At 67.5% G+C, this 14430-nt stretch carries 17 protein-coding genes; 13 read left to right on the top strand and 4 right to left on the bottom strand.

What is annotated here, in order from left to right; genetic code table 11:
* The first annotated feature begins 21 nt into the window (after nucleotides 1-21).
* On the top strand, nucleotides 22-822 hold the full coding sequence (locus IB228_RS04370; RefSeq protein WP_183642151.1) for a tRNA threonylcarbamoyladenosine dehydratase: 801 nt from the start codon (nucleotides 22-24) through the stop codon (nucleotides 820-822).
* A 3-nt stretch (nucleotides 823-825) separates the two neighbouring features.
* On the opposite strand, the gene IB228_RS04375 is transcribed toward IB228_RS04370, so the two are convergent.
* Nucleotides 826-1593, bottom strand: coding sequence for a TatD family hydrolase (locus IB228_RS04375; RefSeq protein ID WP_183642148.1), 768 nt, complete (start codon nucleotides 1591-1593; stop codon nucleotides 826-828).
* A gap of 1 nt (nucleotide 1594) precedes the next feature.
* Complete coding sequence (locus tag IB228_RS04380; RefSeq protein ID WP_183642145.1) at nucleotides 1595-1828, bottom strand: DUF6116 family protein; 234 nt, start codon at nucleotides 1826-1828, stop codon at nucleotides 1595-1597.
* Nucleotides 1829-2001: 173 nt separating this feature from the next.
* Between IB228_RS04380 and IB228_RS04385 the strand changes: the two genes are divergently transcribed.
* The 8 genes from IB228_RS04385 to IB228_RS04420 all read left to right on the top strand — a co-directional run bounded on the left by IB228_RS04385 (nucleotide 2002) and on the right by IB228_RS04420 (nucleotide 9388).
* Nucleotides 2002-2823, top strand: coding sequence for a glycine zipper 2TM domain-containing protein (locus IB228_RS04385; protein WP_192197654.1), 822 nt, complete (start codon nucleotides 2002-2004; stop codon nucleotides 2821-2823).
* A 139-nt stretch (nucleotides 2824-2962) separates the two neighbouring features.
* Entirely contained in the window at nucleotides 2963-4126 is a 1164-nt protein-coding gene (locus IB228_RS04390; protein WP_183642140.1) for an acyl-CoA dehydrogenase family protein, read from the top strand.
* A gap of 123 nt (nucleotides 4127-4249) precedes the next feature.
* On the top strand, nucleotides 4250-4801 hold the full coding sequence (locus IB228_RS04395; protein ID WP_183642137.1) for a GNAT family N-acetyltransferase: 552 nt from the start codon (nucleotides 4250-4252) through the stop codon (nucleotides 4799-4801).
* The gene (locus IB228_RS04400) at nucleotides 4798-5349 is read left to right on the top strand and encodes a GNAT family N-acetyltransferase (RefSeq protein ID WP_192197655.1); all 552 of its coding nucleotides are present in this window, start codon (nucleotides 4798-4800) and stop codon (nucleotides 5347-5349) included. Before IB228_RS04395 ends, IB228_RS04400 begins: the two co-directional genes overlap by 4 nt.
* The gene (locus IB228_RS04405; RefSeq protein WP_192197656.1) at nucleotides 5346-5852 is read left to right on the top strand and encodes a hypothetical protein; all 507 of its coding nucleotides are present in this window, start codon (nucleotides 5346-5348) and stop codon (nucleotides 5850-5852) included. Before IB228_RS04400 ends, IB228_RS04405 begins: the two co-directional genes overlap by 4 nt.
* Entirely contained in the window at nucleotides 5842-6492 is a 651-nt protein-coding gene (locus tag IB228_RS04410) for a glutathione S-transferase family protein (protein ID WP_192197657.1), read from the top strand. Before IB228_RS04405 ends, IB228_RS04410 begins: the two co-directional genes overlap by 11 nt.
* A gap of 17 nt (nucleotides 6493-6509) precedes the next feature.
* Entirely contained in the window at nucleotides 6510-8765 is a 2256-nt protein-coding gene (locus tag IB228_RS04415; RefSeq protein WP_183642125.1) for a thiamine pyrophosphate-dependent enzyme, read from the top strand.
* Nucleotides 8766-8845: 80 nt separating this feature from the next.
* Complete coding sequence (locus IB228_RS04420) at nucleotides 8846-9388, top strand: NADPH-dependent FMN reductase (RefSeq protein ID WP_192197658.1); 543 nt, start codon at nucleotides 8846-8848, stop codon at nucleotides 9386-9388.
* Nucleotides 9389-9392: 4 nt separating this feature from the next.
* On the opposite strand, the gene ubiM is transcribed toward IB228_RS04420, so the two are convergent.
* Entirely contained in the window at nucleotides 9393-10631 is a 1239-nt protein-coding gene (gene ubiM / locus IB228_RS04425; RefSeq protein WP_192197659.1) for a 5-demethoxyubiquinol-8 5-hydroxylase UbiM, read from the bottom strand.
* A gap of 90 nt (nucleotides 10632-10721) precedes the next feature.
* Entirely contained in the window at nucleotides 10722-11570 is an 849-nt protein-coding gene (locus IB228_RS04430; protein ID WP_192197660.1) for a folate-binding protein YgfZ, read from the bottom strand.
* Nucleotides 11571-11609: 39 nt separating this feature from the next.
* Between IB228_RS04430 and IB228_RS04435 the strand changes: the two genes are divergently transcribed.
* The 4 genes from IB228_RS04435 to sdhA are packed head-to-tail and all read left to right on the top strand — an operon-like array spanning nucleotide 11610 to nucleotide 14424.
* Nucleotides 11610-11798, top strand: coding sequence for a DUF1674 domain-containing protein (locus IB228_RS04435; RefSeq protein ID WP_141453185.1), 189 nt, complete (start codon nucleotides 11610-11612; stop codon nucleotides 11796-11798).
* 58 nt (nucleotides 11799-11856) lie between these two features.
* Entirely contained in the window at nucleotides 11857-12249 is a 393-nt protein-coding gene (gene sdhC / locus IB228_RS04440; protein WP_183642112.1) for a succinate dehydrogenase, cytochrome b556 subunit, read from the top strand.
* Complete coding sequence (sdhD, locus tag IB228_RS04445; RefSeq protein ID WP_183642109.1) at nucleotides 12246-12629, top strand: succinate dehydrogenase, hydrophobic membrane anchor protein; 384 nt, start codon at nucleotides 12246-12248, stop codon at nucleotides 12627-12629. Before sdhC ends, sdhD begins: the two co-directional genes overlap by 4 nt.
* Nucleotides 12630-12633: 4 nt before the next feature.
* Nucleotides 12634-14424 (top strand): succinate dehydrogenase flavoprotein subunit, encoded by a 1791-nt coding sequence (gene sdhA, locus IB228_RS04450; protein WP_192197661.1) that lies wholly within the window; start codon nucleotides 12634-12636, stop codon nucleotides 14422-14424.
* Nucleotides 14425-14430 lie beyond the last annotated feature (6 nt).

Raw genomic sequence — 14430 nt, forward strand, 5'->3', positions numbered from 1 at the left:
CGCCATGTCTACAATTGCCGGATGAAGAAAGTCCTCAAGGATCGTTTCGCCGGCATCGACCGCCTGTACGGGCAGGGCGCGGTCAACCGCTACGCCGAACGGCGCGTGGCGGTGGTCGGCCTGGGCGGCGTCGGCTCCTGGGTGGTGGAGGCGCTGGCGCGTTCCGGCGTCGGCCACCTGACCCTGATCGATGCGGACGACATCTGCGTGTCCAACACCAATCGCCAGTTGCCCGCGCTGGAAGGGCAGTACGGGCGCAACAAGGCCGAAGCGATGGCCGAGCGCTGCCGCGCGATCAATCCGGATGTCGAGATCGAGGTGGTGCCGGCGTTCCTGACCGGGGCCAACCTGGAGGAACTGCTCGACCGCGGTTTCGATCTGGTCCTGGACGCCTGCGACAGTTTCCGCACCAAGGTCGAGATGATCGCCTGGTGCCGGCGGCGCAAGCTGCCGGTCATCGTGTCCGGTTCGGCGGGCGGTCGCACCGATCCCACACAGATCCGCCTGCGCGATCTCTCCCGCACCGAACACGACGCGCTGCTGGCGCTGGTGCGCAAGAAGCTGCGTGGCGAGTTCAATTTTCCGAAGAACCGCGATCGCTACTTCGGCGTGACCGCGGTGTACTCGCTGGAGAACGTCAAGTATCCGCAGGCCGATGGCAGCGTGTGCGGCCTGCGCCCGCAACTGGGCGCCGACGCGGCGCTTAAGCTCGATTGCGGCGTCGGCCTGGGCGCGGCGACCCACATTACCGGCGCATTCGCCTTCGCCATGGTGGGCAAGGCGCTGGAACTGCTGCTCAAGGAAAAGAAGCCGGCGGCCTGAGACTCAGGCGGCCAATCCGAACAGGCGCGCGGCATTGCCGCGCGTGATGGCGGCGATATCGTCCTCGGGTTCGTCCCGCAACTGCGCGATGGTCCGGCAGATGAACGACACCCGCGCCGGTTCGTTGCGCTGGCCGCGGATCGCCGCGTCGGGCTGGTCCGGCGCGTCGGTTTCCAGCAGCAGGTGCTCCAGCGGCATCGCGGCGACCAGCCCGCGCAGCCGCTGCGCGCGTTCATAGGTGACCGGCCCGCCGAGGCCGATCAGGAAGCCGGCGTTCCACAACTGGCGCGCCTGCTCCGGGCTGCCGGAAAAGCTGTGCACCACCCCGCGCAGGCCGCCGACGCGGCGCACCGCCGCGATGACCTCGTCCACCGCACGCCGCGCGTGGATGATCAGCGGCAGCTCGAATTCGCGCGCCAGCCGTAGTTGCGCTTCGAAATAGTGCCGCTGGATTCCCGGGTCCAGATCCCCGACGAAATGGTCCAGGCCGCATTCACCGACCGCGACCGGCCGTTCGTTTGCGAGCCATTCGCGCAATTCGTCCAGATGCTCCTCCCGGTGCCGCGCCAGGTACATCGGGTGCAGGCCATAGGCCGGGTGCAGATCCGGTTGATCGCGGCAGAGCGTGCGCAGGGCGGACCAGCCGGCGGCCTCGACCGCCGGGATGATCTGATGGGCGACGCCGGCTTCGCGCGCGCGGGCGATCACCGCGTCCCGGTCGGCATCGAACTCGGCGGCGTCGAGGTGGCAATGGCTGTCGATCAGCCGCACGTCAGCGCGAGGGCCGGCCCGGCTCCAGCGGTGGCGCCGGCTCCTTGCGGCGCTTCCAGTTCGCCAGCAGCAGCGTGCCCAGGCCGAACACCAGTTCGTCCAGGAACGGAATCGGATCGATGCCGGGCGGCAGCAGTACGCTCAGCGCGAACAGTCCCGCGGTGATCTTGAACAGGGTGGGGTAACGCAGTCTCCGGGCCCATTCCAGCATGGGCAACAGAAGGGGATTGGCCACGGTGCGGGTCTCCGCAGGGTCGATGGGGCCACACGCTAGCACGTCGCGCGGGACTGCGCCGCCGTTCACGAAAAGTACGATTTCGTCTGCATGAAACGGGGCTTGGTTCAGGTTCGTAGTGGTGGAATGATGCCCGAAATGTGACTCGGGCGAGGCCCGCAATGGAGGCTGCGATGAAGAACAACACCACCATGATTCTGGTCGCTGCCGGCGCGCTGCTGGTGGGCGGCGTGGCGACTGCCGCTTTCATGAAGAGCGGAGACAAGGCCGCTGGCGCGCCGACGGCCGAGACCGCGCCGCTGGCCGATCCGGCACTCGCCACCGATGACGCGGCGGCGACCGACAACGTCATTCCGGCCGACACGCTGCAGTACGCCGACGTGCTCAACGTCAAGCCGGTGACCACCAGCGAGAAACTCTACGCGACCGTGATCGGCACCGAACCGGTGCGCGAGACCACCACCACCAGCACCCCGCACGAGGTGTGCCAGGACGTGGTGGTGCAGGAGCGCCTGCCCGAGCGCGACGGCAACACCGGCGGCACCGTGGCCGGTGCGGTCATCGGCGGCCTGCTCGGCAACCAGGTCGGCGGCGGCAGCGGGCGCAAGGCCGCAACCGTGGCCGGCGCGGTGGCCGGCGGCGTAATCGGCAACCAGGTCGACAAGCGCCACGTCGGTGGCCGCGTGGTCGAGCGCACCGAGCGCCAGTGCCATACCGAAACCGCCAGCTCCGAGTCGTCGCGGGTGACCGGTTACAACGTCACCTACCGCAACCCGGACGGCACCACCGGCACCATGCGGATGGACAAGAAGCCGGGCAGCCGCATCCCGATGGGCAATGGCGAGAAGGTGGTCGGCTATGACGTGACCTATCGCCTCGACGGCCAGGAGAACACCGTGCGCCTGGACCAGAAGCCGGACAGCGATCGGCTGCCGGTGATCGATGGCAAGGTGGTCACCCAGACCGCCGCCGTGGCGACTCCCGCCAAGGGCTGAGCCCGGTCCCCGACGTTTCCACGAAACACCCCCCGAAAGGCCGGCGAAATGCCGGCCTTTCCTTTACGACCTGAAGGCTTACCGCCCGCCCGGAGCAGCCCATACAATGCGGGATTGTCCGAACCGGCACGAATCCCGCATGGCCCTGAATCCGTACGACCTGTTTGATGTCCGTTCCCTGCTTTCCGAAGAAGAGCGCGCGGTGCAGGACACCGTGGCCCGCTTCACCGACGAGCGCGTGCGTCCCATCATCGGCGAGGCGTTCGACCAGGGCCGCTTCCCGAAGGAACTCGTCCCGGAAATCGCCGAACTGGGCCTGCTGGGTTCCTCGCTGCCGGAAAAGTACGGCTGCGCCGGCCTGAACGGGGTCAGCTACGGCCTGATCTGCCAGGAACTGGAACGCGGCGACAGCGGTATCCGCAGCTTCGTCAGCGTGCAGTCGTCGCTGTGCATGTATCCCATCTACGCCTACGGCAGCGAAGAGCAGCGCCAGCGCTGGCTGCCCGACATGGCCGCCGGCAAGGTGATCGGCTGCTTCGGCCTGACCGAGCCGCATGGCGGTTCGGATCCGGCCAACATGAAGACCAACGCGCGCCGTGACGGCGACGACTGGGTGATCAACGGTTCCAAGATGTGGATCACCAACGGCAACCTGGCCGACATCGCGATCGTCTGGGCGCAGACCGACGAAGGCATCCAGGGCTTCGTGCTGGAGAAGGGCACGCCGGGCTTCACCGCCCAGGAAATCAAGCACAAGATGAGCCTGCGCGCGTCGGTGACCAGCGCGCTGTTCTTCGACAACGTGCGCGTGCCCGATTCCAGCCGCCTGCCCAACGTCAAGGGACTGAAGGGACCGCTGGGCTGCCTCACCCAGGCCCGCTACGGCATCACCTGGGGGCCGATCGGCGCGGCCATCGCCTGCCTGGACGAGGCGCTGAACTATTCCAAGGAACGCATCCTGTTCAACCGTCCGGTGGCGGCGACCCAGAGCGCGCAGATCAAGCTGGCCGAGATGGCCCGCCGGATCACCCTCGCGCAGCTGCTGTCGCTGCAGCTCGGCCGGCTCAAGGATGCGGGCACCCTGCAGCCGCAGCAGGTATCGCTGGCCAAGTGGAACAATTGCCGCATGGCGATCGACATCGCGCGCGAATGCCGCGACCTGCTCGGCGGCGCCGGCATCACCACCGAGCACGCCGCGATCCGCCACGCACTGAACCTGGAATCGGTCATCACCTACGAAGGCACCGAGACCGTGCACCAACTGGTCATCGGCCGCGAACTGACCGGAATCAGCGCGTTCTGAACCAACTCGCCCGCCGCGGATGCGGCGGGTGCTGCGAAGGGCGGCGGGTGAACGCGGTGCGGGCACCAGGCCCGTGCCGCTGGCCTGGCGTCCTCCGTCCCGCCGCGACATGAGGGGCAGACCTTGAGCATCTTCGATCTGCGACTGGAAACCGAGCGCCTGTGGCTGAGGCCGCAGCGTCGCGAGGACTATGAGGCGTGGGCCGCGTTCGTGGCCGACGAGGAGGCCACCCGCTATATCGGCGGCGTGCAGCCGCCCCCGATGGCCTACCGCAGCCTGGCGGCGATGGTCGGCTGCTGGCAGATGGAAGGCTTCGCGATGTTCTCGGTGATCGAGAAGTCCAGCGGTCGTTGGGTCGGGCGGGTCGGGCCCTGGTGCCCGCTCGGCTGGCCCGGCACCGAGATCGGCTGGAGTATCGCCCGCGAGGCCTGGGGCCACGGTTATGCGCCGGAAGCGGCGCGCGCGGCGGCCGACTGGGCGTTCGAGAGGCTGGGCTGGCAGGAAATCATCCACACCATCGATCCGGACAACCAGAATTCCAAAGTGGTCGCGGCCAAGCTTGGCTCGCGCTTCCTGCGCATGGGCGAACTGCCGGCGCCGCATGAAGGCAAGCCGGTCGAAATCTGGGGACAGTCACGCGAACAATGGTTCGCACGGGGAGGAAAGGCCGCATGAGCCGGGGCATCGACGAACTGAAACTCGAAACCGAACGCCTGATCCTGCGGCCGCCACGACGCGAGGACTTCGACGGTTTCGCCGAACTCCAGGCCGACGAGGAAGCGGCCCGCTTCATCGGCGGAGCGGTCACCCGTCCGGAAGCCTGGCGCCGGTTCCTGTGGCAGCCGGGCTCCTGGTGGCTCGACGGTTTCGGCATGTTCGCGATCATCGACCGCGCCACCGGCGAATGGCTGGGTCAGTTGGGACCGTGGAAGCCGGAGGGTTGGCCCGGCAATGAAGTCGGCTGGTCGCTCCGGCGGGCGGCCCAGGGCAAGGGCTATGCGCTGGAAGCGGCGCGGCCGGCCATCGACTGGGCATTCGACAACCTCGGCTGGACCGATATCATCCACTGCATCGACGCGGAGAACGTGCCGTCGCAGAAGCTGGCCGAGCGCCTGGGATCGCGCAAGCTGCGCCAGACCCGGCTGCCGCCGCCGTTCGAGTCGATCGAACTGGATGTCTGGGGCCAGAGCCGTGACGCGTGGCGCGCGGGACGCGGCGGGTGATCGCACCCGCTTCCATCGATACACGCCTGATGGCCACGCTGGCCGGCCTGGTGCCGATCGCACGCGCGTGCTTCCGCGATCCCTGGTGGGTCATCGGCAGCGCCGCGATGCGCCTGGCGGGCGTCGATGGTCCGGAGCCGAACGACGTCGATCTGCTATGCAGCGCGCGGGATGCCGATGCCCTGGCAGAAGCTTGGACGGCGCATCGCGACGCTTACTATCGTCCCGCCGATGACGGCCGTTTCCGATCCCGCTTCGCACGCTTCGCGCATCTGCCGATGCCACTGGAGGTGATGGGTGATCTGGAAGTCCGCGTGGCGGACGACTGGCAGCCCGTGCAGGTGGCTTCGGAGTTGCAGGTGGAGGTGAACGGCCAGGCCATCCCCGTGCCGACGCCATCCGAGCAGCGACGCATCCTGCTGCTGTTCGGCCGCGACAAGGATCTGGCCAAGGCGCGACGCATTTCCGCATTCCTCGCCACCCGGGAACATCATGTCCACTGAATCGATCACCGTGCACGGCTATTCAGTGTCCGGCAACTGCCACAAGGTGCGCCTGCTGCTGGAACAACTGGGACGCGACTACCGCTGGGTCGAAGTCGACAGCCCGAACGGCGCCACCCGCACGCCGGACTACCTGGCCAAGAATCCCAACGGCAAGGTGCCGATGCTGGAACGCGGCGATGGTCGCGTCCTGACCGAATCCAACGCCATCCTGTGCTGGCTGGCCGAGGGCAGCGCGTACCTGCCGACCGATGCCTGGCAGCGGGCGCAGGCGTTGAGCTGGCTGTTCTTCGAGCAATACAGCCATGAGCCCTATGTCGCGGTGGCGCGCTTCATCCGTGGCTGGACGCCGCCGGATTCACCACGGCGCGCCGATCTGCCACGCCTGATCGAGCGCGGCGAGCAGGCGCTGGCGGTGATGGAACGCCACCTCCAACAGGCGGACTGGTTCACCGGAGACGACTATGGCGTCGCCGACATCGCCCTGTTCGCCTATACGCATTGCGCCGCCGATGGCGGCTTCGAGCTGTCGAAGTTTCCCCGTGTTTCCGCCTGGTTGTCGCGCGCGAGCGCGACGCCGGGTTTCATCCCCATGCCCCCGGTCGCCGACGATGTCGCCGAGCGCCTTGCGAATTCCTGAATCCATCCACGAGTGCCATGACCGTCCAGACCATTCCCGCCCGCATGAAGGGCCTCAACCGCGCCGAAATCTGCGATCAGAACTTCACCGAGTTCGTGAAGGTCTGGAACGGCCAATCCGGCCGTGGAACCGCATCCGCCATCCTGCCGGGCAGCGCGCTGGATCGGCAGGGATTCGCCGACCTGCTGGAATCCCAGCTGATTTCGCGCCACCTGGATCTGATGGCGCGCGTGCTGCGCGTGCAGAACAAGGTCTTCTACACCATCGGCAGCTCCGGCCACGAAGGCAATGCGATGGTCGCGCGGTTGACCCGGCATACCGATCCGGCGTTCCTGCACTACCGCAGCGGCGGTTTCATGGCCGAACGCTTCCGCAAGCTTCCGGGCATGGATCCGGTGATGGATTCGGCGCTGTCGTTCGCCGCCAGCGCTGAGGATCCGGCCTCCGGCGGACGCCACAAGGTGTGGGGCAGCAAGCCGTTGTGGGTGCTGCCGCAGACCTCGACGATCGCCTCGCACCTGCCGAAGGCGCTGGGCACCGCGATCGCCATCGAGCAGGCCCGCCGCATCGGCCATGCCTCGCCGATTCCGGAAGACAGCATCGCCATCTGCTCGTTCGGCGACGCCTCCAGCAACCACGCCACCGCGCAGACCGCGTTCAACGCGGCGGCCTGGACGGCCTACCAGAAGCTGCCCGCGCCGGTCCTGTTCGTGTGCGAGGACAACGGCATCGGCATTTCGGTGAAGACGCCGGATGGCTGGGTGGGACGCAATTTCCGCGATCGCGCCGACCTGGATTATTTCTACGCCGACGGTCTGGACCTGGCGAACGGTTACGGCCAGGTGCAGGCGGCGGTCGAACATTGCCGCACCACCCGGCGTCCGACCTTCCTGCACCTGCGCACCACCCGCATCATGGGCCATGCCGGTACCGACTTCGAAATCGAATGGCGGCCGATCGAGGAACTGGTGGCGGTGGAAGCCACCGACCCGCTGCTGCGTTCGGCGGCGATCGCGCTGGAATCCGGCCTGATGAGCCGCGAGGAGTTGCTGGCGTTCTACGAGAACATCCGCCAGCGCTGCTTCGCCGCCGCCGAGGAAGCCGATCGCCGGCCCAAGATCACCACGCTGGAGGAAGTGATCGCGCCGCTGGCGCCGTATACCCCGGACAAGGTGGCCGCCGAAGCCGCGCGCAACGCGCCGCACGACAAGCGAGTGGCCGCGTTCGGCAGCGAGGAAAAGCTGCCGGAGAAGCTGCCGCCGCGCCATCTCGCCATCCAGATCAACAATGCGCTGCACGATCTGTTCTGCAAGTATCCCGAGACGCTGTTGTTCGGCGAGGACGTGGCGCAGAAAGGCGGCGTGTACACGGTCACCAAGGGCCTGCACAAGGCGTTCAAGGGCAGCCGCGTGTTCAACACGCTGCTGGACGAGACGATGATCCTCGGCCTGGCCCAGGGTTACGCCAACCTGGGCATGCTGCCGCTGCCGGAAATCCAGTACCTGGCCTATTTCCACAACGCCTGCGACCAGATTCGCGGCGAGGCGGCCAGCCTGCAGTTCTTCAGCAACAACCAGTACCGCAACCCGATGGTGGTGCGCATCGCCGGCCTGGGCTACCAGCGCGGCTTCGGCGGGCATTTCCACAACGACAACTCGATCACCGCGCTGCGCGACATCCCCGGCCTGGTCGTCGGCTGCCCCTCGCGCGGCGATGATGCGGCGATGATGCTGCGCACGCTGGCGGCACTGGCCAAGGTCGATGGCCGCGTCACCGCGTTCCTCGAGCCGATCGCGCTGTACATGACCAAGGACCTGTACGAGCCCGGCGACGGCCAGTGGCTGTTCCCGTATCCCGCGCAGGACCAGGCGATGGTGCTGGGCGAAGGCCGCGTGTATGACGCCGACGCCGACGACCTGGTCATCTTCAGCTACGGCAACGGCGTACCGATGAGCCTGCGCGCCGCACGCAGCATCGAGGCGAAGCATGGCTGGAAGGTAAGGGTGGTGGACCTGCGCTGGCTGGTGCCGCTCAACGAGGCGTTCATCGTCGAACAGGCCGCGACCGCCAAGCGCATCCTGATCGTCGACGAGGGCCGCCATTCGGCCGGCGTGGGCGAGGGCATCATCACCGCGATCGCGGAGGGCGGCTATCGCGCGCGCCCGTTCCAGCGCGTGGTCGGCACGGACACCTACACGCCGTTGGCCGGCGCCGCGTTCCTGGTGCTGCCGGGCGACGAGGACATCGTGGCGGCGGCGGATCGGCTGGCCTGAGCCACGCGTGATGCGACAGGGCATTGCCCTGTCGCGGGGCTGGTATGCTCGTGGCCCTTTCACCGCAACGGGAGTTCTCCATGCCAGCACCGGTCGTGGCCATCATCATCGGCAGCCTGCGCAAGGATTCCTTCAACCGCCAACTGGCCGGCGCGGTGCAGCGGTTGGCCGGGGATCGGTTTGCGTTCCGGGTCCTGGAAATCGGCGATCTGCCGCTCTACAACCAGGACGACGACTCGGATTTTCCGGCCGCGGGCCTGCGCTTCAAGCAGGGCATCGAGCAGGCCGACGCACTGCTGTTCGTGACTCCCGAATACAACCGATCGATGCCGGGCGTGCTGAAGAACGCGATCGACGTGGCCAGTCGTCCGGCCGGCAGCACCACCTTCGCCGGCAAGCGCGCCGGCATCATCGGCACGTCGCCGGGCATGCACGGCACGGTGTCCTCGCAGCAGCACCTGCGCAACGTGTTGGCGGCGGTGGACGTGGCGGTGCTGCCGCAACCGGAAATCGCCATCCAGTTCAAGGAAGGATTGATCGACGCGGCTGGCGACGTCGTCGACGAGCGCGCCCGCAGGCGCCTGCAGATGTTCCTGGATCGCTTCGAGACCTGGCTGGGCTGAGCGCTCAGGCGCGGCGCGGCAGCAACTGCGCCAGGCCCCGGCGCACGCGCGCCGGCAACGGGGCGTCGAGTGGCGCATCGTCCACCAGTTGCGCGGCCAGCAGGCGCCGGAACGGCCGCAACTGCTGGCCTGCGCGCAGGATGGTTTCCCGCAGCTTCCGCACCGGCGGGCGATCATCGGTGAACACCCGCACGACGGTGGCGGTGGCCAGGTAGAGCGGCAGGCTGCCGGCGCGATGGCGGCGCTGGTAGCGCGCCAGCAGCGCATCGCCGCCCAGATCGCGGCCCTGCGCCCGCGCGGTGCGGGCGAGTTCCGACAGCCGCTCCACGCTGGCCAGGCCCAGGTTGAATCCGTGCGCGGTCACCGGGTGCATGCCCACGGCCGCGTCGCCGGCCACCGCGAAACGCTGGCCGACGAAACGGTGCGCATAGACGCCGACCAGCGGATAGACGTGGCGGCTGCTTTCCAGCTGCATCGCGCCAAGGCGATTGCCGTAGCGCTCGCGCATGCTGGCGGCGAATGCCTCGGCGGGCAGATCCTGCAGTCGCCGGGCTTCCGCGTGGGGCACGGTCAGCACCGCGGAGGAGAGATGTTCGCGCAGCGGCAGCATGGCCAGGGTCTGGCCATGGCCGAACCATTCCCATGCGATGCCATGGTGCGGAAGCTCGTGCTGCATCCGGCATACCAGCATGCTCTTGCCGAAATCGTTCTGGTAGGCGCCGATGCCGAGCGCGCGACGGGTTTCCGAGAAACGGCTGTCGGCGGCGATCAGGAGCGACGCGTGCAGGCGCGTTCCGTCCTGCAGATTCACTTCGGCTTGCTCCGGCGTGGTCCGGGCCGATTCGATCCGCGCGTCCGGATACCAGTCCAGCGTCGGCATGCCCTGGACGGCCCGCCAGGCGGCCGCGCGGATGCGGTGGTTCGGCACCAGGCTGCCCAGTTGCGACCTGCCGACCAGCGCGCCTTCCACGGTCATCCAGTGCGGCGATTCGCCTTCCATGACCCGCGCCGCGCGCAGCGGGGCGACATCGTCCTGCGGAATGTGTTCCCACACACCGAGTTCGCGCAGCAGGCGGATCGAAGCCTGGGTGAGGGCGATCTCGCGTCCGTCGAACGCCGGTTCGGCGATGGCCGATTCCGGCTGCCGTTCGAGCAGCGCCACCCGCAGGGATTGCCCGGCCAGGGCGCGGGCCAGGCACAGTCCCGCCGGGCCGGCTCCGATGATGATCACGTCGTGGCGCATGCAGATACATCCTTGCGGAAAGCAACCTTCCGCAGTGTAGGCATCCGCCGGCGCGCGTAATTGACCTGGATCAAGCTGGCGCGGACGCAGTCAGTCCAGTAGCGGGATTTCCTTCAAGGCGACGCCACCCGCCGCCAGCGTGGCCGGTTCGCGTTCCAGCGGCATCACCCCGAGCGCGAGCGCGGGATTGCCCGCCTGCGCGCAGATGATTTCGCCGATGTCACGGTTGCCGTCGGTGACCGCGTTGCCCGGATCCGGCGGCACATCGCTTTCAAACAGGACCAGCGCACGCTTGGCCTTGCCGAGGAAATGGGTGCGGGCAACGATTTCCTGACCCGGATAGCAACCTTTCTTGACGCTGTAGGCGTTCAATCGATCGAGCGAAAGCTGTTGTGGCGTCCATTGTTCGCGCTGGCTTTCGGGCAGGCGGGGCAGGCCGTGGCGCAGATCGTGCGTTCGCCAATCGGCGACGTTGGCGGTACCGGCGACCGGTCCGCCGCCAATCCGCCAGTGGCGAGCGCCGCCGGCATCGGTCCGATCCAGTTCCAGCGCCTCACCGGACTTCCCGAGCAGGGTACCGCTGGCTTGCGCGGGAGACGCCATCACGCCCTGGACCACCAGATCCGGCCGCACGGCAATCTTCAACTTTCGTCTGAAGACATAGCGCTGCAAGGCCGCGGCCAGCACCTCGGCGGGATAATCCGGCAGCATCAGCAACAGTTCCTGCTCGCCGGGGCGGGCGAGGGCAAACAGCGCAATGACGCGCCCCTTGGGCGTCAGCCAGGCGCTCCATTGCCACTGTCCCACCGCCAGCGAGGCCACTTCGCTGCTGAACTGCGCATGGGCGAAAGCCACGGCATCCGGGCCTTCCAGGCTCAGGACCGCGTGGTCGGACAGCGCTGTCGCGGGTGTTTCCGGAGGGGGCAGGTTGTCAGCCAAGGGGGTGGGGATTAAAATTTTGTGCACTGCGAGACCCCTATGATAGGCGAAACAGCTCCCATCCCTGACGCCGACGCCGGAACACTGCCGTCCGAAAACGCGCCTGCCGCTCCATCCGGCACCCACGCGGAACCGGCGCCAGCGCAGAAGGAAATAGGGGGGCGCGACGGTCCCGAGCCGACGCGTTACGGGGATTGGGAAAAAAACGGGCGCTGCATCGATTTCTGATCCGCAGCATTGAGCCAACGCGGTCAAGGCGACCGCCCAGCCGAGAAAGAGTCAGCGAATGGCGACACACCAACGTCCGCTTTCCCCCCATCTGCAGGTCTACCGATGGCAGATCCAGATGGCGACCTCCATCCTGCATCGAGGTACCGGCATCTTCCTGGCCCTGGGCGCGCTGGTGATTGCCGGCGGGTTGATGGCGTTGATGCTGGGACCGGAGTCCTGGAACTGCTTCACCGCGATCGCCGGCGCCTGGTATGGCCAGGTGTTCCTGTTCGCGTGGACCTGGGCGTTCGCCTACCACCTGTGCAACGGCATCCGCCACGTGGTCCAGGATTTCGCGATTGGCTTCAGCATTCCCGCCTTCATCCGCAGCAGCTGGTTGTCGGTGATCGGCAGCCTGGTCATCACCGCCGCGGTCTGGGGCTTCGTCCTGTCGGGAGGTGCCGCATGAGCCGCTTCCGCACCCCGCTGAAGGGCGTGCGCGGCCTGGGTTCGGCCAAGACCGGCACCGCGCATTTCGTCAACCAGCGCCTGACCGCCACCGCGCTGGTCCTGCTGGGCATCTGGTTCCTGGTGTTCGTGGTCAACCTGATCGGCGCGGACTACGTGGCCGCCACCGAGGCGGTGTCGCGTCCGTGGAACGCGGTGCTGCTGGTGGGCTTCCTGATCACCATGTTCTGGCACGCGCAGCTCGGCCTGCAGGTCGTGCTGGAAGACTACGTCCACCACTCGCTGCTGGCCCTGGTGGTCCAGACCGCGGTGCGCTTCATCGCCGTGCTCGGCGCCATCATCAGTGTTTTCGCGGTGGCCCGCATCGCGCTGGGGAATTGACGAAATGTCCGCTTACAAGATCACCGAACACAAGTACGACATGGTCGTGGTGGGCGCCGGCGGCGCCGGCCTGCGCGCGACCTTCGGCCTGGCCGCCAAGGGCCTGCAGACGGTCTGCTTGACCAAGGTCTTTCCGACCCGTTCGCATACCGTGGCCGCGCAGGGCGGCATTTCCGCCGCGCTCGGCAACATGGGCGAAGACGACTGGCGCTACCACTTCTACGACACCATCAAGGGGTCGGACTGGCTGGGCGACCAGGACGCGATCGAATACATGTGCCGCGAGGCGATTCCGGCCATCATCGAGCTGGAACACTACGGCGTGCCGTTCAGCCGCACCGAGGAGGGCAAGATCTACCAGCGCCCGTTCGGCGGCATGACCACCCGCTACGGCGAAGGTCCGCCGGCACAGCGCACCTGCGCCGCCGCCGACCGCACCGGCCACGCGATGCTGCACACGCTGTACCAGCAGTCGCTGAAGCACGACGCGCGCTTCATGATCGAGTACTTCGCGCTCGACCTGATCTTCGACGAGGAGGGCGTCTGCCGCGGCGTGCTCGCCCTGGACATGGCTGAAGGTTCGCTGCACCTGTTCCGCGCCCACGGCGTGGTGCTGGCCACCGGCGGCTACGGCCGTGCCTACTTCAGCGCCACCTCCGCCCATACCTGCACCGGCGACGGCGGCGGGTTGGTGATGCGCGCCGGCCTGCCGATGCAGGACATGGAATTCGTGCAGTTCCACCCGACCGGCATCTACGGCGCCGGCTGCCTGATCACCGAAGGCGTGCGTGGCGAGGGCGGCATCCTGCGCAACAGCAACGGCGAGCGGTTCATGGAGCGCTATGCGCCACACTACAAGGATCTGGCCTCGCGCGACGTGGTGTCGCGTTCGATGACCATCGAGATCCGCGAAGGCCGCGGCGTCGGCGAGCACAAGGATCACATCCTGCTCGACCTGACCCACCTGGGGCCGGAAGTCATCAACGAGAAGCTGCCGGGCATCGCCGAGAGCGCGCACATCTTCGCCGGCGTGGACGTAACCAAACAGCCGATCCCGGTCATCCCGACGGTGCACTACAACATGGGCGGCATCCCGACCAACTACCACGGCGAAGTGGTGCGCAAGGTCGGCGACAACCCCGATGCGGTGGTGCCGGGCCTGTACGCCATCGGCGAGGCGGCCTGCGTGTCGGTGCATGGCGCCAACCGCCTGGGTTCGAACTCGCTGCTGGATCTGGTGGTGTTCGGCCGCGCGGTGGCGAACCGCTGCGCCGAGACGATCAAGCCGGGCGGAGCACACAAGCCGCTGGCCGGCGACGCCTGCGACAAGGCGCTCTCGCACCTGGACAAGCTGCGCAACGCCAGCGGCGACACCCCGACCGCGGTCATCCGCGACCGCATGCAGCGCACCATGCAGGCCGACGCGGCGGTGTTCCGCACCAGCAAGACGCTGAAGGAAGGCTGCGAGAAGATGACCGACATCTTCAAGTCCTTCGAGGACGTGAAGGTCAGCGATCGCTCGCTGGTCTGGAACTCGGACCTGATCGAAACCTACGAACTGCACAACCTGCTGCTCAACGCGGTGGCCACCATCAACTCCGCCGAGCAGCGCCACGAGAGCCGCGGCGCGCACGCGCACGAGGACTTCCCCGAGCGCGACGACGTCAACTGGCAGAAGCACACCCTGGTCAGCGTCGACGAGCAGGGCCAGTGCAATTTCGATTTCCGCCCGGTGCATATGTACACGTTGACCGACGACGTCGACGTGGTGCCGCCGAAGCCGCGCGTTTACTGATCGGGA

The sequence above is a fragment of the Pseudoxanthomonas sp. PXM04 genome (assembly GCF_014851695.1).
In the GTDB taxonomy this organism is placed as follows: Bacteria; Pseudomonadota; Gammaproteobacteria; order Xanthomonadales; family Xanthomonadaceae; genus Pseudoxanthomonas_A; species Pseudoxanthomonas_A beigongshangi.

Coding starts and splice junctions, on each gene's coding strand:
- IB228_RS04410 (WP_192197657.1), top strand. CDS start 5,842: ATGTCCACTGAATCGATCACCGTGCACGGCTATTCAGTGTCCGGCAAC.
- IB228_RS04390 (WP_183642140.1), top strand. CDS start 2,963: ATGGCCCTGAATCCGTACGACCTGTTTGATGTCCGTTCCCTGCTTTCC.
- sdhA (WP_192197661.1), top strand. CDS start 12,634: ATGTCCGCTTACAAGATCACCGAACACAAGTACGACATGGTCGTGGTG.
- IB228_RS04435 (WP_141453185.1), top strand. CDS start 11,610: ATGATAGGCGAAACAGCTCCCATCCCTGACGCCGACGCCGGAACACTG.
- IB228_RS04415 (WP_183642125.1), top strand. CDS start 6,510: ATGACCGTCCAGACCATTCCCGCCCGCATGAAGGGCCTCAACCGCGCC.
- sdhC (WP_183642112.1), top strand. CDS start 11,857: ATGGCGACACACCAACGTCCGCTTTCCCCCCATCTGCAGGTCTACCGA.
- IB228_RS04370 (WP_183642151.1), top strand. CDS start 22: ATGAAGAAAGTCCTCAAGGATCGTTTCGCCGGCATCGACCGCCTGTAC.
- IB228_RS04400 (WP_192197655.1), top strand. CDS start 4,798: ATGAGCCGGGGCATCGACGAACTGAAACTCGAAACCGAACGCCTGATC.
- sdhD (WP_183642109.1), top strand. CDS start 12,246: ATGAGCCGCTTCCGCACCCCGCTGAAGGGCGTGCGCGGCCTGGGTTCG.
- IB228_RS04420 (WP_192197658.1), top strand. CDS start 8,846: ATGCCAGCACCGGTCGTGGCCATCATCATCGGCAGCCTGCGCAAGGAT.
- IB228_RS04385 (WP_192197654.1), top strand. CDS start 2,002: ATGAAGAACAACACCACCATGATTCTGGTCGCTGCCGGCGCGCTGCTG.
- ubiM (WP_192197659.1), bottom strand. CDS start 10,631: ATGCGCCACGACGTGATCATCATCGGAGCCGGCCCGGCGGGACTGTGC.